This window comes from Carboxylicivirga fragile (assembly GCF_050589805.1).
Classification (GTDB): Bacteria; Bacteroidota; Bacteroidia; order Bacteroidales; family Marinilabiliaceae; genus Carboxylicivirga; species Carboxylicivirga fragile.
Map to the genome: position 1 here is coordinate 40317 of NZ_JBNGOY010000008.1, position 20465 is coordinate 60781.

Annotated in this window: 14 protein-coding genes; all 14 read right to left on the reverse strand. The window is 36.9% G+C overall.

Translation table 11 applies throughout. The annotated features are described in order from the left end of the window. Positions 1–27: 27 nt before the first annotated feature. The gene (locus ACRD7B_RS04775; RefSeq protein ID WP_430823333.1) at positions 28–6390 is read right to left on the reverse strand and encodes a PAS domain S-box protein; all 6363 of its coding nucleotides are present in this window, start codon (positions 6388–6390) and stop codon (positions 28–30) included. A 44-nt stretch (positions 6391–6434) separates the two neighbouring features. Then, positions 6435–7607, reverse strand: a complete 1173-nt coding sequence (locus ACRD7B_RS04780) for a response regulator (protein ID WP_430823334.1) — start codon at positions 7605–7607, stop codon at positions 6435–6437. 479 nt (positions 7608–8086) lie between these two features. Then, positions 8087–9139 carry a hypothetical protein gene (locus ACRD7B_RS04785; RefSeq protein ID WP_430823335.1) on the reverse strand — a complete coding sequence of 351 codons (1053 nt, stop codon included), beginning with the start codon at positions 9137–9139 and terminating at the stop codon, positions 8087–8089. Positions 9140–9321: 182 nt separating this feature from the next. Then, on the reverse strand, positions 9322–10062 hold the full coding sequence (locus ACRD7B_RS04790) for a DUF2490 domain-containing protein (protein ID WP_430823336.1): 741 nt from the start codon (positions 10060–10062) through the stop codon (positions 9322–9324). Between the two features lie 123 nt (positions 10063–10185). After that, positions 10186–11523, reverse strand: coding sequence for a DUF1254 domain-containing protein (locus ACRD7B_RS04795; RefSeq protein WP_430823337.1), 1338 nt, complete (start codon positions 11521–11523; stop codon positions 10186–10188). Positions 11524–11728: 205 nt separating this feature from the next. Then, on the reverse strand, positions 11729–12460 hold the full coding sequence (locus ACRD7B_RS04800) for an acid phosphatase (RefSeq protein ID WP_430823338.1): 732 nt from the start codon (positions 12458–12460) through the stop codon (positions 11729–11731). A gap of 220 nt (positions 12461–12680) precedes the next feature. Next, positions 12681–15065 carry an arylsulfatase gene (locus ACRD7B_RS04805; RefSeq protein ID WP_430823339.1) on the reverse strand — a complete coding sequence of 795 codons (2385 nt, stop codon included), beginning with the start codon at positions 15063–15065 and terminating at the stop codon, positions 12681–12683. Positions 15066–15104: 39 nt separating this feature from the next. Next, positions 15105–16649: a DUF1214 domain-containing protein gene (locus ACRD7B_RS04810; protein WP_430823340.1), complete on the reverse strand. Its 1545-nt coding sequence runs from the start codon at positions 16647–16649 to the stop codon at positions 15105–15107. A gap of 76 nt (positions 16650–16725) precedes the next feature. Next, positions 16726–17532, reverse strand: a complete 807-nt coding sequence (locus tag ACRD7B_RS04815) for a hypothetical protein (RefSeq protein WP_430823341.1) — start codon at positions 17530–17532, stop codon at positions 16726–16728. A gap of 155 nt (positions 17533–17687) precedes the next feature. Next, a complete protein-coding gene (locus ACRD7B_RS04820; protein WP_430823342.1) occupies positions 17688–18410 on the reverse strand; it encodes a hypothetical protein in 723 nt (240 codons plus the stop codon). 113 nt (positions 18411–18523) lie between these two features. Further along, complete coding sequence (locus ACRD7B_RS04825) at positions 18524–19090, reverse strand: porin family protein (RefSeq protein WP_430823343.1); 567 nt, start codon at positions 19088–19090, stop codon at positions 18524–18526. Positions 19091–19099: 9 nt separating this feature from the next. Beyond that, complete coding sequence (locus tag ACRD7B_RS04830; protein ID WP_430823344.1) at positions 19100–19567, reverse strand: hypothetical protein; 468 nt, start codon at positions 19565–19567, stop codon at positions 19100–19102. A 31-nt stretch (positions 19568–19598) separates the two neighbouring features. Then, positions 19599–20177, reverse strand: coding sequence for an outer membrane beta-barrel protein (locus tag ACRD7B_RS04835; RefSeq protein ID WP_430823345.1), 579 nt, complete (start codon positions 20175–20177; stop codon positions 19599–19601). 16 nt (positions 20178–20193) lie between these two features. Continuing rightward, complete coding sequence (locus ACRD7B_RS04840) at positions 20194–20463, reverse strand: hypothetical protein (protein WP_430823346.1); 270 nt, start codon at positions 20461–20463, stop codon at positions 20194–20196. Positions 20464–20465 lie beyond the last annotated feature (2 nt).

A 20465-nucleotide genomic window follows, 5' to 3' on the forward strand; every position in this document is an offset into this window, starting at 1 on the left:
TTACTTTTTGTTTTAATCAATACCACCTTACAAACTTAATTGATTTATTACTTCATTGGCAGCATCAAAGTCAAAAGAGTCTAGTGCTTCAAGTGCAGTTTTAAGTTTGTTCTTTAGATCTGGATTTAGGTTTTTATGTAAGATTTCTTTTAATATATCTGCAGCATCTAAATCATTTTCAGTTATTAGTGTTTTTAAATCGTTTAGCTCATCAATAATATCTTCTACATTTTTTATGGGCTGTGAATTATCCTGAGCATTTAAATCATTCAAATTCTCTCTTGCATGAATAAAAGCGCTCAACTCATTTATTACCAAATTCAACTTTAGTTGATAGTTTCTTAGCAAAGGCTCAAAACCCGGATTCAGAATGTTCAATTCAAGCTCTATGGTTGCTTCATGAAGATCTATAGCTCCGATATTACCTGATGTGCCTTTTAGGGTATGAATATAGCGCTTTAACTCATCGGTTGTGGTAAGAAGTTCAGCGAGGTCTTGTTCGAAACTACTATAGCGTTTATGGAACTTTTGGAGCAAATCAGCATACAGCTCTTTATTGTTGTTCACTCTCTTTAATCCTTCGACAATATTAATATGTTCAAATTCAGGAATATTTATTTCTTTCAATTCTACCACCGGCTTATCAATAATTTCAGCTTCAAAGGAGCCTGCTGTTATGTGTTTTTTTAAGGTTTCGTATAAACTATCGGTATCAATGGGTTTTGTAATAAAATCGTTCATTCCCACATTCAGGCACTTTTCTTTTACGCCGGCTATGGCATCGGCCGTCATGGCCACAATGGGTAGGCTAATCAATCCCAAATCTTTACGTATACAAGTTGTAGCAGTATAACCATCCATCACTGGCATCTGAATATCCATAAACACCAGTTGATATTTATGAGCATTTGCTTTAAGTATATCTACAGCTACCTGGCCGTTTTCAGCAACATCAACATTAATACCAGCAGTCTCAATTAGCTCCTTGGCAACTTGCTGGTTTATATCATTATCTTCAACTAGTAAAATCCTTGCACCTTTTAAGGACGCAAGTTTTTCAACCTTCTGAATTAATTCATTTTTATTAAAAACTTTTATAGTATCAATCTTTCCAAATGCGGTCATAATTGCATTTAACAAGGTCGAATGACTTACTGGTTTCACCAATAAACCTGCAATATCCATTTCTTTTACATCTTGGTAAATTTCATCGCTATTATAAGCGGTTACCATTATGATAGAAGGGATTAAGTTCTCACCGAATTTAGCTTTTAAAGCCTTTATGGTTTCAATTCCATCCATTTCAGGCATTTTCCAATCCAACAATAATAAATCAAAGGGGTTTTCAATATGCTGCTCTAATTGTCGAATAGCTTCTGCTCCAGAGTTTACTGCTGTTACTTTAAATGATAAATCTTCTACGGTGTTTGCTAATATTTCTAGAGCAGTAGCATTATCATCGCATAATAACACCTTTAATCCGCGTACATCGGGTGTAGGTTTAAACTTGTCTTTTTTCTGCGATTTTTGCTTTGTAAAAGGCAGGGAAAAACAAAATGAACTACCTTCTCCTTCTTTACTTTTCACCCATATTTTTCCATTTTGGCCATCTACTATACCTTTACATATGGCAAGACCTAAACCAGTTCCTCCATATTTACGAGTGGTAGAAGCGTCGGCCTGAGAAAAGGATTTAAACAGTTTGTTCAATTTTTCCTCTTCAATACCGATTCCGGTATCATTAACCGAAAACTCTATAACTACGTTGTCATCTGTTTCTTCAACCAAGTTAGCGAGTACAGAAATTTCTCCTTGATGTGTAAATTTTATAGCATTATTTACGAGGTTAACTAAAACTTGTCGTAATCGTAAAGGATCACCAACCAAAGAAAGTGGCACATTTTTACCAATCCCTAACACAAATTCAAGTCCTTTTTCATGGGCTTTGTAGGTTACCACATTGGCATTATCTTCAAAAACCTGTTCTAAATCAAATTCAATATTTTCAAAGTTCAGTTTTCCAGCCTCAATTTTAGAGAAATCAAGTATGTCGTTGATAATGCCAAGTAACGAATGCCCAGAGGAATTTATTTTTTTTACATAATCGCCCTGTTTGGCATCAAGATCAGTAGCCAAAGCTAACTGACTTAATCCTATAATGGCATTCATAGGGGTTCTTATTTCATGACTCATAGTAGCCAAAAACTCACTTTTTGCCTTTGTTGCATCTTCGGCAATTTCTTTAGCTTTTTCCAATTCGGCACGATGATTATTGATTTCGGTTACATCTAGATAAGAAGAAAGCAGCACTTTTTCACCCGAATAATCAACTAAAATGGTGGAGAATAAAACAGTTCGTTGCTCTCCCGTACCAAATAGCTTAATATTCAATTCTTGATCTTTTATAGTACCTTCTGCTTTTATCTTTTCAACTACTTTATTTCTATCTTCAATATCTGCATAAGCATCTACGACATTAAATTTGCATAATTGAGTAAAGGATGAAAGTTTCACTAACTTTAAGAAGGCATTGTTTGCTTTTAAAACTTCTCCTTTTACGTTGGTTATTAGCATGGGTACTGGTGACTCATCAATTATTCTTTCCGAAGTTTCTTTTGCAACGATTAAATTTTGTTCCGCTTCCTTTCTACTGGTAATATCTTCTTCAATGATTACAATATGCGTAAGGTTTCCTACATTATCAAGCACTCCTGCCAATGACAGACTACTCCAGAAAGGGCTCCCATCTTTCTTTACGCTCTCTAATTCACCACTCCAGTGTTTTTGGTTTTGTATTTGCTTAAATATTTCATCGTATTCAATTCTACTCAGCACACCAGTTTTTAAAAGTGAATGTGTTTTTCCTATCACTTCTTTTGCGCTAAATCCTGTTACACTGGAGTATTGAGGGTTAACATAGTCTACTATCCCTTCAGGTGTAGCTATGGAAATCATTGCAGGACTTTTTTCAACGGCGGTGAGCAGTTTTTGGTTCTTTTCTTCAGCCTTTTTGCGTTCACTTATATCTCTTGTAAATGCAACGATATGTTCAACCTCTCCAAATTTTATATAAGATGCTGTAACTTCAATAGGGAAAAGTTCTCCACTTTTTGTTTTATTAATTGATTCAAGACTTACGATACCTTCTTTTATTATTTTAGCAGAAAATTGCTTCCAACTCTCCTTGCTAAAGTTCGGGTCAATATCATATACAAATAACTCCAGCATTTCTTCTTGTGAATATTCTAGAGTAGTCCAGCTTTTTTCATTTACATATTTAAATTTTCCGCTATTGATATCGATCCATAGAATGGAATCACCCGCATGATCTAAAGCATATCTCGACAATAACAACTTTTCTTCAACCTCTTTTCTTTTTGTTATATCTGAAAAAGTAATTACAGCTCCCAGACAATTTCCATCTTTCATAATGGGCTTACTGGTATAATCAACAGGAAATGAAGTACCATCTTTTCTCCATAAAACCTCAGTATCCACATGATTTGTTGAGCCCTGTGTATAGGTTTTATACATTGAACAATTCTCAACGGGATACTCACTTCCATCGGGTAATTTGCTATGTATTAGATCATGAATACTTTCACCTATTATTTCACTCTGGCTATACCCCAGCATTCTGGTCGCCGAGGTATTAATGAATGTTGTCCTGCCGTTTAAATCAACCCCAAGTATTCCTTCGCCTGCTGATTCAAGAATAAGACGGTTTTTCTCCTCCGTTTCTTGCAATTCAGCCGTACGTTCCTCCACTTTTTCTTCAAGTTCTTCTTTGCTTTTTAATAAAGCCCCAACTGCAGTTTTTCTAATATAAAAATTAGCAATCTGTCGAGCAATAGCCTCTATTAAGAGCTGCTCTTCTTTCATAAATGGCCCAATATCGGAAGTTGGTCTTTCTTCAGTATAATAAACTTCAATAGAACCAGACACCTCTCCGTTAATTGATATGTCTTCTTTTTGACTCCAGGCACCTGCAATAAAATTGTCAGATAAGTATTCCTGATTTAAGAAAGAAATCTTTGCACAAGTAATGTCAGGGTATTGCCAAGAAGGTGGTATAATATTTACAGTTTTATTCAATAAATCATTTATAGTTGTACCCTCATCGTCTATAATTTTATAAATTTCATATAGACAATTGAGCTCTTTAACTCTTTCGCCAACTTCATGAATGAGTTGCTTTTGTGATTCTTCAGTTAACTTCTGCTTACTAATATCTATATGCGTACCGATTGTCTTCGTTGTTATAGAATTATCCTCGTTCCGCAGAGTTCTTGCCCTTGACCAGATCCAAACCCAACTACCATCTTTATGCTTCATTCGGAAAACACTTTCATACATTCCAACTGAACCACCTTCAAGGTAGCAAGTAAATAAATTGGCCGCTTTTTCTTTATCATCAGGGTGTAATAAATCTACCCATACTTTATTTAGGTTGTCATTTCCAGACAAATCATAATCTGCTGCACTTCGACCTAACATTGTAAAATACTCCTTACTGCACCATAAGAAGTTAGTTTCTGAGTTAAACTCCCAGGCGCCCGTATTCGATGATTCTATGAGTGCCCTGTACCGTTGCTCTTTTTCTATGAGTTCCTGTTCTCTCTTAACCAGTTTGGTATTCATCAAGTTGAAGGACTTTGCCAAATAACCAACCTCATCTTCTGAGTTAGTTTCTATAATTGTATTGTAGTCTCCATCGGCAACATTCTTAACTGCTGTATTAAGTAATTTAATTGGCTTGGCAATGGCTCTAGAAATCAATACAATAACAATTATAAGTACAGTAATAACAAACAATAGAATTAGTAATTGATTCAGAATTTCTGCTCTAACCTCTTCAATTGCATTGTACTCGCTAATACCCAGATAAACCTTCCATGGAGCACTATTTATTGGAATATAGTAAAGCCAATTCTCATTTTTAGTTTGGTTGCCTATGTATTCAAATTTACCCGACACATCGGTTGAAAATAGGGATGGAAGGCTATCAGCAATGTCATAAGAATACTCAATATTATTTTTATAATGGTTTTGACCTACCAGATTAGGGCGTGTTGAATTGTATAGGAAAGTCCCTTTTGTGGAAACTATATAGTATTCTAATTCATCAGAGGTATTAATCTCCATTAAAACGGGTAATTCAGCCAAATGTAGATCAAGGGTTATTACAGCCCAAACTTCTTTTTCATGGTAGATAGGGACACTATATGTGCATAATAATTCATTGGTAATACCCTCATCAAAGTAGGGTTCTGTCCAGACTGATTTGCCAGCATCTGCGGCCTTATTAAACCACTCTACATCGGCTTGCATATAATCAATCTCATTGGCTAAGTCTAATCGTAAGAGTATTGAATCTGGTTTGTAGACATAAGGGCCATACAGCCTTTTTTTCTTGTCGTAATCATATTCATTAAACAATAAGGCAGAACCATAAATTAAGCTGTCTGATTCGACAATATTTTCGAGTAAGTTATAGATTTCATCCTCATTTACACGATCCTTATTTAAAAGCTCTCTCCTTGCTTCTCTCAGAATTTCTGTTGCATCAAAAAGATTCTTGTCGATTTTCTCAGCAAACTTATAGCTTAGTGTAGCCAATTCGGCATCTGTTTTTTGCTCAGTAATTTTCTTTAAATGATTAATGTCTGCAATAGAATCTACAATGTAGATTAGTATTACCGGAATTATTATTCTGATTATTAGTCTCCATTGGATAGTAGAATTGAAAATGTTCTTTTTTTCAAAATTATGCCATAACCATGAGAATAAGCCGATACTCATAATAAAAAAAGAAATTGAAGTATTGATCGACATCCTTGTCCAGTGCCCCCAACCATAAGCAGCTTCAAGACCAATGAAATAGCCTACCAATGAAATACTAGCAATTAAACCGATTACACCACTAATGGGAAATAGAATATAATAAAAGTACTTCTTAAATAATTTTAAAGAATAAGCTATAAGACCGAAACACGCTAAAGTAAAGCAGATAGCAGTATTCATCCCCATTCTACCAGGAGATGAGGTTTTTATGAATATATAATCTTCCAGAAATAATTCATCGATGCCAATTTGTACATTGAATAAGTATTCTATAATAGTTAATGTGGCAATAATAAAAACGGCCAAAGATGGTATTACAGCTACTTCTTTCTTGTTCTGTAAAATGAGGATTATTGACAGTCCCGTAAGAAATATACTTAAAGCTGTATTAAAGTGTGTTGGAGCATAAATGATATTAATTTGAGTAATTGTTTGGTTTTTTATCAACCAACCTATAATTATTATTACACCTGTAAAAACTAGAAAGTAGGAGGATATTAGCGCAATGGATTTAAATATATTGTTTGCTTTAGAACTTGCAACCATAGAGTTTGATTTTTGTTATTGATATAGAGTCAGCTTTAATCCGTTTAAATTTTTATACTTATGATAAGAGTATCATCAATCTGTTCATTGCCATCTTGCCATTCGCAGAAAAACTCTAAGAGCTTTTTCTTTTGTTCTGCCAATTCAAATTCTGAAAACTCAATAAGCTTTGCTCTGAAATTTTTTTTCATTAGTTTCCTGTTCCTGGGGCCTCCAAACTGATCAGCATAACCATCAGAAAATATGTACAATTGATCCCCTTTAATAAGTGGCACTGTATGCTTTGTGAAATCATTCATAAATACATGTTTCCCTATAGGCATCGTGTCCCCACGAGTTATCAACATTTCTTCCCCCCGTAATATCCATAGAGGATTGTTAGCACCTGCGTAGTCAACCGAACTAAAATTACTGTTTATGGTCAATACAACCATATCCATACCATCTTGCATATTGGTCATTTCACCCTGATTGAGTGATTGTATTACTGTTTCGCGCATGCGGTTCAAGATTTGGTCAGGCTCAGTTATTTTGTCTTTCAGTACAATTTCATTTAAAAAAGCTATGCCATACATACTTAAAAATGCTCCAGGAACACCATGCCCTGTGCAATCTGCTGCAATAACTATGGTTTTATCCTCCACTTTCTTAGCCCAATAAAAATCCCCACTTACAATATCTCTAGGACCATAATACACAAAATGTTTGGGCAAAATATCTTTTAGGTAATCTTTCGACGGTAGACTTGCTTTTTGAATTAAATGAGCATAATTAATACTGTCTGTAATTTGCTTGTTTCTTTTATCAATTTCAGCAATGTATCGGATATTATCGTCCATCGATGTTTTAAGAGCCAACTGTGTTTTAACACGTGCTTGCAACTCTCTAACATTAATAGGTTTAGTTACATAATCAATTCCGCCCACTTCAAAACCCTTAACAATACTTTCAGTTTCAGTTTCGGCGGTAATAAATATTACTGGAATATCCTTAGTCTCTTGATTAGACTTTAATATTCTACAAACCTCAAAACCATCCATTTCGGGCATTATTATATCTAAAAGAATTAAGTCTGGTTTATGCTGAAGTGCAAGCTCTATGGCTTTAGATCCATTAGTTGCAGCAATTCGTTTCCTGTCCGAAAGTGCATTGGATATCAAAGATATATTCTCTGGAGTATCGTCAACAATTAGTACTTTTTGTTTTGCAATAGTCATTTATGTTGGATTAATTTAATGCCCATCAAAATACAGTTTAAATGCATTTTTTGAAACAGCAGTGATCTTTGTGTCAAATTATAAAATATTTGCGAATTCTGTTTTAGTTTTATAGCAACTAAACAGATTGAGGCTAAATTAGAGTTATTATAAATAAGGCAGATGTTTATTGACTGCTTTAAACAACTAAAATCATTAAGCTGCACATAACAGAAGTGTTTGTATTGCATATTTTATTTAAAGTCGATTGTTTTTTGTTAGGGAAAGGTGGTAAAAATCAATGTTTTTTATTTAGAAAAGGGGGTCGAGAGCATATTTCTCTATCGATACAATTGCCCCTTATTTCATACTATAAGGCTTTTAAATATTCAACAGAATAATCATTGAAGTTTAACTCGAATTATAGATATTAAAGGTTGTTGTACAGAATTAAGAATCGGTAACCTTCTTGAAGCAATGCCTTAGAATGTTGCATATTCTCAAGGCTTAACATTCTCATCCTCTTTGATACCGTTAAGTATCATTTGCTGTAATTGAGGATTAGTTAACAGGTAATCGTGCCATAGCCCCTTTTTATCTTCTTCAACCAGAAATTCACCAACATCCAAAACCTTAATATAGCCGGGTAAGTTTTCAGGTTTACGAGGACCATACAGGCCCATCCGCTTGCGAAAATTGAGCGATTTTGAAGCTTTTAAGGGGATGTCGTTATCATGCCAGGTTACCGTAACCGTATCGCACAGTTCGTTAAGATGGTCAAAGCCCTTTCCTTCTTCGAAAGAGCCCCATGAAGCATCGCTCCCTATAAATAATATATGCTTATAGACCTTTGTGAATGGTATATCCTGTTTTTCACGCTTAATTAAGTACTTCTTCAGCAACTGATTTCCCATGGAAGAGCAAGTCAAATAAAAAGTGATGTCTTTCGGATGAGTGGAGAAAAAAACGCTATCCGATAAAAAATCCTCCAGCATGTGTTGAAATATAGCAAAGTCGGCTGCTCCGCGTATGGCAGAAGTTCTAGCACTATGATAACGATAAGGCCGCCATTCATCGCTCCACGCATAGAGTAAGTGTACCATATTGTGTTTCACCGAATCGGCATAAGTCTTTTTAACACGATGCATGTACTTATATATCTGATCATCGAAGGTGTGAGAGTATCCAGGTATCACTACTGAAAATTTTTTTATGCCCTTTTTTATGCGTAAATCGTCATAGATTTTGTAGAAGATATTATTTTCAACTTTTTCAACGGGGTAGTTATTGGAGCTATTCTTAGCCCTGTATTTAATTAAAAAAGTATCCTGTGCGTAATCAAACAAGCAAAAATAAAGGTTGTCGGTCTTCTTGTTTGTTTTGTTCTTAAATTCTAAAATACCTTTTTTGCTTTTTACTTTTAAGGGGCGGTTGGTAAAAAAGTACGAATGGTCTCCAAACTTATGTGTTGTTGTATCGATCCAGTAAGTATCTATCTGTGCTTGCAAGCCAAGCGGAACTATAAGAAGGAATAATCGAATAAGGGTTTTCATGTCGGTATAGTTGGATAATAAAGGTATGAAAAAATAACCCTATATAAAGTTGAAGCTTTTCACTCTGCTAAAAGGTATATAAACGCCGCTAGCCCCAATGCCGTAACACTCATATAGATATAAAAACACTCAAATTATAGGTATTCATTTACCATGTTGAGTTTGATTGGGCACTTATTCTCTCAAAAGTTATAATAAACCCTAATTCTTAGTGCTAAATCATTGGTAGCAAAAACATCTTCAACGGTATTTCTTGTATAAAAGTAACCAATGTCTACTTCACCTTTCCATTTTGGTGAAAATTCACGTCCAAGCCCGAACATAACCCTAACCGCATCATTAAACTGTTTTACTCCTATAAGATTCCAGAATAGCTCTACATTAACCGGAAGATAAATGCCATTGTTAAAACTTAGCCAATCACCCTTTAAAAAAAATACCATGGCTGCCTGATAGCGAAGTCTAAGCCCAAATGTATTCACCCAATTTGTAGCGTCTATATCAAATCGCTCTTCCAACCTTAGGTAATGCTGAATTCTGATTCTTGGACGGTTTGGCCAGCTTATTTTATAGCCTTGAAAAGGTCGAATCTCAAACCTATTTACATCCGACAAGTTATTGGTGAAGAAAAACCCGATACCACCATGCAATTCGGAACGGTAATATAAATTTGAAAATATTGTTTTGGGTAATTGATAACGAATAGAAGGTCTAATCACATATCGATTCCACTCATGAGGAGAAACTGTTCTTGCTCCAATATCACCATAAAGGTTAAACGCTTCATTTAATTTATACGAAGGGTTGTAATCCAGCCAAATCTGTTTTGTAACAATATTATCACTTGTTACATCTTGCGAAAAAATCTCAAAATTTAAAACAAAAGACGTTAGCGCTATAAATAAAAATAATTTAAAAGTCATAATACTATTATTTCCTTTAAAGTATATTAGAGTTGGGCGATAGCTGTGTTTCCAATCTCCATTGTTACCTAGATAAAAAACACCCATTCAACAATAATAAATCGTTGAATGGGTGCATCTTCTTTATTCCACTATTTCAAAATCACCGGGCTTCCATATTTTATCAAACCAAGGTTCCAGTGGACCATAAAGGCGCAGTAATACGTTGTAGCTTTTACCAGGGATAGTCTGAATCCAATTGTCTTCATGACCTTCGGGTGCCTTAGGACCGAACCAAACCGTATAGGATTCATCTTCGTTTTGTTGAATGGTTGGGCTGTTGCTATCGAGACCGGCTTCTTTTTGATCGGTCTCCAACATGGAGCGATGTTGGCCAGAATAGACCATGAATGACCAAAAGTTGTTCACGGGGATAGGTGCAGGTAGGGTTACTTTATATGTTTTTCCACCATCGAGATAGTTTCCTTCCGCATCGTGCGGCGTAAAAGCATAGGCCGATCCTGTTCCCACTTTTGGCATGGACATGGCTGGTGTAATGCCGGTAGCAACATAGTGAAAAATAGTACGACTATCAATATTCATTTCCCCATTATCCATAAAATCATGGCCGCCTGCAAAGGATGTATACCATCGACGATCTGGGTAGAAATAAACATCTGCATCGCGAGGTCTGAAAACAAGGGAGCGTGCCGAAGCGTTAGCAATTGCAGCTGCGTCCTTCAATATTTTTTGCATGCGCTCATCCGGAGCAAACGGTTTTCCTTTTTTAATTCCGATAGAGGCAAAAAGTCCTACCAGTTCGGGATTAAAAGCATCGGCAGGTTCATATTGTATAACCGCGTTAAGTTCTTCGTAAAAGTGCTCGTTGTTTGCATGAATGGTATTAAATTTTTGCCCTGACAAATCTAGTATCCTCTGCTCTGGAGGTTTATTAGCTTGTGCAAGAGGATAACAGCGAAAACCTTCTTTTAGTTGTACTGTAGATCCCTTCACATCACCATCTTTTACAAAAACACGCATGAAAAGCCAGTGGCGATAGGTTGTGGATTTTGCCACAAAGTAGCCTTCAGGGATATCTCCTTCGTAGTCAGGTCCTATAAACAGATACTTACCTCCCTTGCCTCGATCAGGACCCGTTAGCCCTACATCACTAACATAACGAAAAAAAGCATCATCAAGCGAGCCCAATACAGGTCCGGGTATCTCTACTACAACGGGGCCATTTTTTAAGTCAACCTCAACAAAGGCATAAGGAGTTGTTGATTGCGCAGTCAGGAATAAAGTACGTGCATCCATCAAACCTCCAAAAAGACCGAGATCCCCCGGTTGCAAGCCTGCTTCTTTAAGTCCTTCGAGCATGGCATAGATAGAAACGGCTGGCATTCCACTCAAAAATGCCTCTACGCCACGTGATAGGTCAAGAAAATCAAAACTTTTCTGAACAGTAGCTTCATTGGGCATACCATCGAAGAATTCGAGTTCCCCGAGTAAATCAGTCTCTACCTTGTCTGGTGTAAGTAAAAACTCAGGTACATCAGCCGCATAGGTAGGCTTTATTTCTTGAGTAAACGCCAGCGTTGTTAAGGATAAAACTAGCGTAGCGAGTATAAAATATTTCCTTTTCATAGTATTGGATATAGGTTTTTATTTTGATAAGAATTATAGTTTAATTTCTTAAGGCTTTAACTTCTTCTTTTGCAGCTTCTACATCAATCATAAAATCAGTATTAGCATGCAACATAGCTACTGCTGCAGCTCCCATCATTCTTCCGTAAACCACATCGCTATGCCAATGTACATTACATACATTACGGCTGATGCCAAATTGTAAGCCTCTTTCCATAATAACATCGGTTTGTTCAGGAAACACTTCCGTTAAAATTAACGCCCAAGCCCAACCGATAGCGGTATGTCCCGAAGGATACGATCCATCTGTACGTAAAACTGCTTCTTCATCGGGTGTGCAAGTAGGCGTATTGTTAAGCATAAATGGCCGCGCCCGCTGATAGTGGTTTTTGGCGGCATAAGTTGACAAACCTGCATCTGCCAAAGTCCTGCGAAGAATCATATATAAATGCGGTGTGGATTCTTCCGTTATTTTTATGTCCAACACACTATTAAAAGCTTCGGTAGCCTCAGGGAAAGACAATACAGCATCATTTTTTGCTTGTTCTTTTCTGGCACTATCGTCTAAAGATACGTACATAGCTGCAATTTCTTGATCCAAGAAAAAAGCTGCCGATCCTTCCTTCGGTGGCGGAGGTACTAATTTTAAACTATTCGGAATTTCTTCTTTTGATAAATAGCCTTCTAAAATTCCGGCATGAATTTCCTTTATATCTTTTGATACAGAAGTAATGGGCTGCTGCTCTTTTGCAGTTTGCTGCGTACAACTCAACAATAGAGCGGACAGTGCTAGAGTCGTTAATATTTGTAATTTGGAATATTTTTTTTTCATAATGCTGTAGGATTATGTTTATTATCTTCTTCTATTCTTTGCTACGTAAAAGAGTTTTACCTAAAAACCTTGTTTAGTGGCTGCGCACTGGTACGGCCACTAAACAGGTTATTTATTAAATGCCTGTTAAACAAACATCACTCAGCGTTTATAGACAGCTTTAATCAATATATTTAATATGGATTTTTTCAATCTTTCCGTTAAACCTAAATGGTGCTCTATCAAAGTAATCTAGCGCCACAGGCGAACCATAATCTACTCCAACATCAAAAGTTTCAGATGCGGTATGCCCACCAGGTACAGAACGTTCCATACGCACTTGTCCTACTTCTTTTCCATTCACTTTTAAAGTAATCGTTGCAGGAGCCAAACGCTCTTTTGTATCATATTTGGTCTCTACCTCAATGTTTACTTTACCCGTGGGAATAGCTGATTTAGAGGAAACTTTATAACGATTTAATGTCATGGCGTTGTATTCCGCTTTCAAAATACCATTATCCATGTACACGGTGAATCCTGACGAGATACCCCCTAAAGCAAAAAGTACTCCTTCTGCATCCTTTGGTATTTCTGCATCGATCACTGCCAAAGTAGAGCGTCCGCTTACAAACTTTGGGGCAATTGCTTCCGGTATTCTACCTTGACCTTCAAAGAATGACCATTCTGTCAAAGGGGAAGAGGGCATTTCACTGGAGTTGTAGAGCGCAGTATATAATCCTGCTCCAATAGGATATACGAGGTTATCTGTGGCCTCGTTGTCAAATACGGCTTTCAACTCAGCCAGCTTTTCCGGATTTTCTTTTGCCAGGTCTTGCGACTGTGAGTAGTCTTTTTCCAGGTTGTAAAGTTCCCATACATCATTTTCCGGTTCCCAGTTCAAAACGCGAGAAATGTCAGTAGACCAAGGTGTTCGAGGACCAGGAGTTCCCGCAAACCAACCTTCGTGATAAACACCACGGCTGCCCATAATCTCAAAATACTGGGTATGTTTGGCTGCTTCGGCCTCAGGATTATCAAAGGTATAGGCCATGGATATTCCGTCAAGCTGTTGCTGTTCTATTCCATCCACAAACCTCGGAGCTTCAATATCAAGAATGTCATAAATAGTCGCTGCAATATCATTCACATGATGAAACTGAGAACGAATTTTCCCGTCATGCTTTATCTTTGCAGGCCATGATATAACCAGGGGAGTTCGAGTTCCACCCAGATGAGCGGCAACTAACTTGGTACTCTGAAAAGGTGCAGATCCTGAAAATGCCCAACCATGGTGATACATAATGTCAAGCTTGGGTCCACCCAAGGCATCCATTCCGCCATAGTCTTTGTTAAGAACATCCATCTGTTGTTCTTGCGTTGAAGGCATTGAATTCTGTGCCAAAAGTTCAGATATGGTTCCATTTAAACCCTCAGCGGAAGGTCCGTTGTCGGAGTTAATATAGATAATCAAAGTGTTGTCCAGTTCTCCCTGACGTTCGATTTCATCTACAACCTTTCCGTACTGCACATCGGTATGCTCCAGGAATCCTGCATATATTTCCATTAAGCGTGATTGAAATTCGCGTTGGGATTCCGGAATATCACTCCATTTTTGCATACTTTCTGCTAAGGGATTCAGTATGGCATCCTGTGGAATCCAACCTAGTTCTTTCTGTTTTTCAAAGGTCATGGTTCTCAGTACTTCCCAACCTTCATCAAATTTGCCATCATATTTATCAGCCCACTCTTTGAAAATATGGTGAGGACCATGAACAGCACCAGGAGCGAAGTACACAAAGAAAGGCTTGTCTGGATTTAATGTTTTACTGGTTCTCATCCACTGAATGGATTTTTCAGCCAAGTCTTCTGTTAGGTGATATTTAGCGTCGTGCGGCGCTTCTACAGGGTTGGTATTTTCAAACAGTACAGGTTCGTACTGTGATGTTTCTCCGGCTAAAAAGCCATAAAAGTAGTCAAAGCCCAGTCCTGTTGGATAGCGGTCAAATGGTCCTAGTTTAGTTATGTCAGTTACTGGCGTGTTGTGCCATTTTCCAAAGGCCGCCGTGTTGTAGCCATAATATGAAAGTACCTGTGCAACCGTGGCTGTAGACTTTGGTATTTTTCCCACATAACCATCCCAGTCTGAAGCATATTCCGCAATCTGACCTGCACCCACTCTGTGATGGTTACGCCCTGTTAATAATGATGCTCTGGTAGGAGAACACATGGCCGTGGTATGAAATGCATTGTAGCAGATACCCGATTCAGCCAAACGCTCCATGGTTGGCATATGTATGGGACCGCCAAACACCTCTGGATTCGAAAAGCCCGCATCATCGGTCATAAAGATGACAATGTTAGGAGCATCCTTTGGTAAATGATTTTCGGCTTTTCGCCACTGGTGTTTTGAATCGGCAAGGGTTTTACCTGTTGCACTCGCTGACGGTGGTTCTGGAAACGGTAAGACATCTCCCGGTTTAGGTGCTGGTGTTTGTTGACAAGCAAAAGCCAAAACCCCTATTAATGGAATAACAATTATTTTTATTTTGTTTTTAAGTCTTTTCATGGTTTATCCTTTATAAGATTCAAATAGCTTCTAATCAATTTACTCAACTAACATAACTTCACTTGGTCTCCATGTTTTATCAATCCACGGTTTTAAAGGACCATATACACGAAGAATGACAATAAAACTTTTTCCGGGAATGGTTTGTAACCAATTATTTTCCATACCTGAAGCAGGATTTGGAGAGAAAAACACATCGTAAGAACCATCTTCGTTTTGTTTAAACCCTTCCGTTAAACTACCCACTGTAGGAAACTGTTGGTCAGTTTGTAACAATGAACGTGTTTGGGTGTCGTAAATAGTTACCGCCCAAAAATCATTTACCGGTACATTTGCTGGAATATGCAATTTGTATTGTTTTGCACCATCAAACGGTTTTTTTTCTCCATCCAAAAATGAAATGGCATAATCAGACCCCGCTCCTTCAATAGTAACGGCCATGGCAGGAGTAACAGCAGTGTAGCTGTAGTGAAACATATCCAAAGCATCTACATCTAAACCGCCTGTTTCGGTGGTAAAAAACACATTTTTATCAGCAAAAGCCATTATCCATGAACTTTCGGTATCCGGATAAATTTCTACACCCGCTAAATTTTTATCGGTACGCGGATAAAAAGTAATTGAACGAGCAGCCGCATTTCCAATGGCAACGGCTTCTGTAAGCAATCCTTTCATTCGTTCATCGGGAGCAAAAGTTTTTCCTTTTTCAATACCAATGGATGCAAAGAGTCCTTTTGTAACATCATCCAACATATTCACATGCTCCTCGTTAATCCATTCAGCTAAATGCTCATAAAAAGAAAAGTCATTGGTATGTACCGTATTGAAATCTACGCCTGAAATATCAACTAATTCCATTGCTTTTGGATTATCAATTTCAGCCAATGGATATACTTTTAGCGTTTCTCCAATCATCTTTACGGCTTTTTCAATACCATTTGCAATGGAGGTTCTTGTAAAAACAAATACTCTGTTGGTTGGAGATTTTATTACAAAATAACCTTCTGGAATTTCACCTTCATACGCTGGAGGCAATATCAAATATTTTCCACCTTTGCCTTTGTCTTCGCCAAAAGGTCCAATATCGGCGATGAAACGAAACCATGCATCGTTAAAAGCACCCAACATACCAGCAGGAATTTCCATGACTATGGGACCGTGTTTGCCAACATTTAAATACGGAGTAACATAAATGGTAGAGGTATTGGCTGTTAAGAGTAACGATTTTGAATCTAACAAGCTTTTTGTAATTCCCACTTTATTGTAATCATCTACGCCAGCTTCTTCTAGTCCAATAATTAAACCTCTAACTGAAGCACCAGGTATGCCCTTCATGAAAGCATCAACACCACGCATTTTATCTAGATAGTCATACACATTTTCGGCAGTTTCTTTTGAAGGAACTCCATCAAAATATTCCAAGGTACCAATACTTGTTTCAACATTGTCGGGGGTGAGAATACCTGCCGGAATTTCGGTGGTCATCTCAAAAGTTTGAACGTTATTTTTTTCTTTAACTGCTACATTTTGCTGACAAGATGCAAGAGCTAAAGCAATTCCAAAAACTAAAAGTATTCTTTTCATAGAACTTATTTTTAAGGTTATACTAGCCTTTGTTTGGCGAATATTAGTTATAGTGCATGGGGTATTTTCAAATGTATTAATTTTTCTTTAATATACTGGTTGGCAAAAGTATTTGAGCTTGCACCCGCCATTGCCATTCTGGACCAAAATCTGGTCGTACAACATTGTAGTATAACTGAGATTGAAGGTTTAGCGGCAGTTTTCCGCCAAGCATTATCAATTTTCCGCCACCACCACCTAATGGTACAATCCATCGGTCTTTAGAATCGGCTGTCCAATCGGCTGTAATTATAGGCGAACTGTTTACGTACCAGCCTCCACCTAACTGACGAGTAGTAAATAGATTTACCATCATGTGGTTTACATCATCACGATGGGACTTTCCGGCAACCGACCAAACATTGTTAATTAAACCTCCAACCGTCCAGTCGCCGGGTTGAACCATTACTACAAGCGACGGGCCCACACTCCACTTTTGCGTGCCCCGTGTGCTACCACCGGTTGGCAATTCAAAAACAGGACCAAAGCCCCACATCAATCCTTTACTTTCAGGAACATAGAATCCCGTTAATACCATATCACTTAATCCTGAAGATAGTTTTCCACTTTCATTGCTAAAATCAGGAATACGTACTATAGGCATAATGGTACGTGTAATCAATTTACCTTTAAACAAAGGAATAACCGGTTGAATGTTTAATACATTAACATTACGATTGTGTTCTCCATAATTCATATTCAGGTTATTCTGAAAGGGAAAACTCATTAAATCGGCTAAGGGATTAGCTGCTGCTGCTGATAATTCTTCCTGAGATTGCTGAGCATTGAGTATTCCAATTGTAAAAACGAGAATTAATGCTGCGGTTAATATTTTTTTCATCATGTTATAGTCTAAATTTGGTTACTTATTATTCTTTATTCATAAAACTAAAACTAAAACGCTTAGTATTTATCGAAAGGGATTCTAGTTACGAAAGCTTAGGTATTCTATATCTGTAAACGCTGCTTATCTGTTTTCCTTTATAGCTTAACTGGTAATTAAAACCCAGCAACTATACCAACACTGACAAATGGTTCAACGGTTTTATAGGGTGAATTATCTTCTTGTAAAACATCCCAAAGTATTTCAGCATTTAATGACACCCTTTTAGACATTGGCAAACGAACACCTCCACCAACATATAAAAAGGAAATCCATTCGCGGTTACTGTTTCCATTTATATCAAAAAACTTGTAATTCATTTCAGAATATTCTACATGCGCATAGAGCCTTTTAGCAATTCGTAGTCGCGAAAACGCTGCAACACCATAATTTGAGACTTCGCGAGGGGGATCGTAATTTTTATTTTTAACATATTCATAGGATAATTTAGCACCCAATGAAAATTTTCGAAATAACTTATATGCAATTAAAGGTTCAATACCAACAGCCGTATATTTTCCGAATGAAAAGGTAGCGTATCCACCATAATATACTTTATCATTCTTTTCCTTACTCTTTGGTTTAGGAGTTTCAGTCGCTTGTGGTTGATTTGGAGGTTTTGCTTCCTCTTTAAGTGGCAGATAAACCGTATCTACCCTTACCTTTTCGATTACAACCGTATCTACTCTAGTTGGTTCAACAGCAATACTATCCCTACTTTCTATAATTTGTACCGTATCCTGAATCGTATTATTCTCATATGCTGAAGAGTCAGTTTGAGCGAAGGTGGCTGTGCTTATTACAAAAAATAGTAACGATGGAAGATATATTTTTTTCATATTAATTATTCGTGTTTATGCCACGGAAGCTATACTTAAATGCTAATAAATGGCTGATTTTATATTTTATAATAAAACTTATAAACAGTAAAATGGGTATAAGTTTTATTGCTCTAAAATGAAACGACAGCACCCAATTGAAAATAGCGATTATGCATTCCATTACGTACTTCCATAAGTCCCCAATGATAACGTGCTTCAACCGAAACAAAAAGGATTTTCACACCCGCACCCAGAAAAACCGGTACATCAAACCAATTCGATTTATCGGAATCAATGGGACTTAGACTATTATCACCTACAACAATTTTCTCCGATACTTTAAAATTCGCAGCAGCGCCTACAAGCCCAAAAACAGGACCAATTTTCAACTTCAGATTAACCGGAACACTCAAAGTATGCAATAGTCTTTTACTGCTGTTTGTATACCGTAATCCATTTTGAAAATATTCAATACCTGTTCCCCAATATAAAAGATCAGTCACTTGTTTTTCTCTACCGAAGCCAATATAAAAGTTATTTACACTTTTTGCGGTATCAGGTTTATTGCCTTCAAAATCCATATTTGCCGAATGAAAGCCGGCTCTTATGCCGACTGATTCATCCGAATTATTTTGTGCTATTAATTTCGTGTTTAAGAAAAGCACAACACCTAATAAAAGGATTACGTAGTATTTCATAACCTACCCTTAATTAGATCTTGTAAACTTAACTCCTTCACCAAATCTAAATCGAGCCATAAAACCCCAGTTGTTTGAACTAAACTTCATCCCATTGCTTAGCATGAAATGTGGTCGCCAGTCAAAACCAATGGTTAATGGAAAGTCAAATGAGTATTCAGCGCCAAAATCACCGGCTGCTGCCACATTAAAACTATTACCAAAATAGAATTCAGGACCTACACCCGGATAAAATTTTAAACCATTAGGGCCTCCTTGCAAATCGAACATCCAATCGAAATAGGTGCCAAATGAAAAATTATTGTCAAAATTTAATGCCGTGTGTAAACGTGGTGCTGCGGATAAGGGGATAGTTATATCGGCTGAAAAACTATTGCCAAAACGTGCTCCAACTTCCCAATTGGATTGAGCTCTTAGTTCAGAACCCAAGACCATTACCAAGCCAATAATTAATACTTTTGTAAAAATTTTTTTCATAATGTATTGCTGTTAATTAAAAATTAAATAATTAGAACGAAACCGTAAAACCCAGTTGCATGTATTGGTTGCTAGCCTCTTTGTGTACGTTAAACATTCCCCAATTATACCTAGCCTCAACAGAAAACATCAGTATTTTTAAGCCCGCACCCAATTGAAAAGGCATATCGAAAAATTGTGTTTTTTCATTATTTAAAGGGTCCGCTAAAGCGCTACCTGGTATTTCTTCCGATACTTTAAAATTAAAGCCTGTTCCTCCAGTTGCATAAACAGGACCAATTTTTAGTTTTAGGTATAAGGGGACACTTATATAGTGTATCTCACGTGTAATGTTATCCGTAACCTTATAGCCATTTTGAAAGTACTCCAGACCTGATCCAAGTCTAAGTAATGGCACCATCTTTTTTTCTTTGAAAACCCCAATATAGAATGAGTTTATATGTTCAGCCCCAGACAGTTCTTCATTATCAATAAACATAGAGGCATAATTCCAACCTGCTCGCACGCCAATCTTTGCTGGCTTATCATTTTTATCTTGTGCGCTTAAGCTAATACTGCTAATGGATAAAACAGCCAATATTAGCAGGTTAAGAGTAATTTTGTTTTTCATCTGTTTAGAATTTGGGTTATAGTTTTTTAATATTTAATATTAACTTATCTGTTTTTGATAATAGTTCCATTTTTAGCTCGCTTAAGAGCAGCCTTAGATCATAGATTTCTTTCTCAAGATTCTTATTATTTTGGGCTTCCATATCCTCGATAGAGTTTTTGCAAAGTATATAGTCCTCACATATTTCAATAAAATTGGAACTTTCGTCAAATAATATTTCAATTTCCTTTTTGCAATTGGGAAAATCGGAAAGAATGATTTCGAGTATTTTATTCTCTTCAAGCATTA

Bases quoted from the DNA above. Each gene is read 5' to 3' on its own strand.
- ACRD7B_RS04810 (WP_430823340.1), bottom strand. From the start codon at position 16,649: ATGAAAAGAATACTTTTAGTTTTTGGAATTGCTTTAGCTCTTGCATCT.
- ACRD7B_RS04795 (WP_430823337.1), bottom strand. From the start codon at position 11,523: ATGCCCAATGAAGCTACTGTTCAGAAAAGTTTTGATTTTCTTGACCTA.
- ACRD7B_RS04775 (WP_430823333.1), bottom strand. From the start codon at position 6,390: ATGGTTGCAAGTTCTAAAGCAAACAATATATTTAAATCCATTGCGCTA.
- ACRD7B_RS04790 (WP_430823336.1), bottom strand. From the start codon at position 10,062: ATGACTTTTAAATTATTTTTATTTATAGCGCTAACGTCTTTTGTTTTA.
- ACRD7B_RS04815 (WP_430823341.1), bottom strand. From the start codon at position 17,532: ATGATGAAAAAAATATTAACCGCAGCATTAATTCTCGTTTTTACAATT.
- ACRD7B_RS04820 (WP_430823342.1), bottom strand. From the start codon at position 18,410: ATGAAAAAAATATATCTTCCATCGTTACTATTTTTTGTAATAAGCACA.
- ACRD7B_RS04785 (WP_430823335.1), bottom strand. From the start codon at position 9,139: ATGAAAACCCTTATTCGATTATTCCTTCTTATAGTTCCGCTTGGCTTG.
- ACRD7B_RS04835 (WP_430823345.1), bottom strand. From the start codon at position 20,177: ATGAAAAACAAAATTACTCTTAACCTGCTAATATTGGCTGTTTTATCC.
- ACRD7B_RS04840 (WP_430823346.1), bottom strand. From the start codon at position 20,463: ATGCTTGAAGAGAATAAAATACTCGAAATCATTCTTTCCGATTTTCCC.
- ACRD7B_RS04830 (WP_430823344.1), bottom strand. From the start codon at position 19,567: ATGAAAAAAATTTTTACAAAAGTATTAATTATTGGCTTGGTAATGGTC.
- ACRD7B_RS04780 (WP_430823334.1), bottom strand. From the start codon at position 7,607: ATGACTATTGCAAAACAAAAAGTACTAATTGTTGACGATACTCCAGAG.
- ACRD7B_RS04805 (WP_430823339.1), bottom strand. From the start codon at position 15,065: ATGAAAAGACTTAAAAACAAAATAAAAATAATTGTTATTCCATTAATA.
- ACRD7B_RS04825 (WP_430823343.1), bottom strand. From the start codon at position 19,090: ATGAAATACTACGTAATCCTTTTATTAGGTGTTGTGCTTTTCTTAAAC.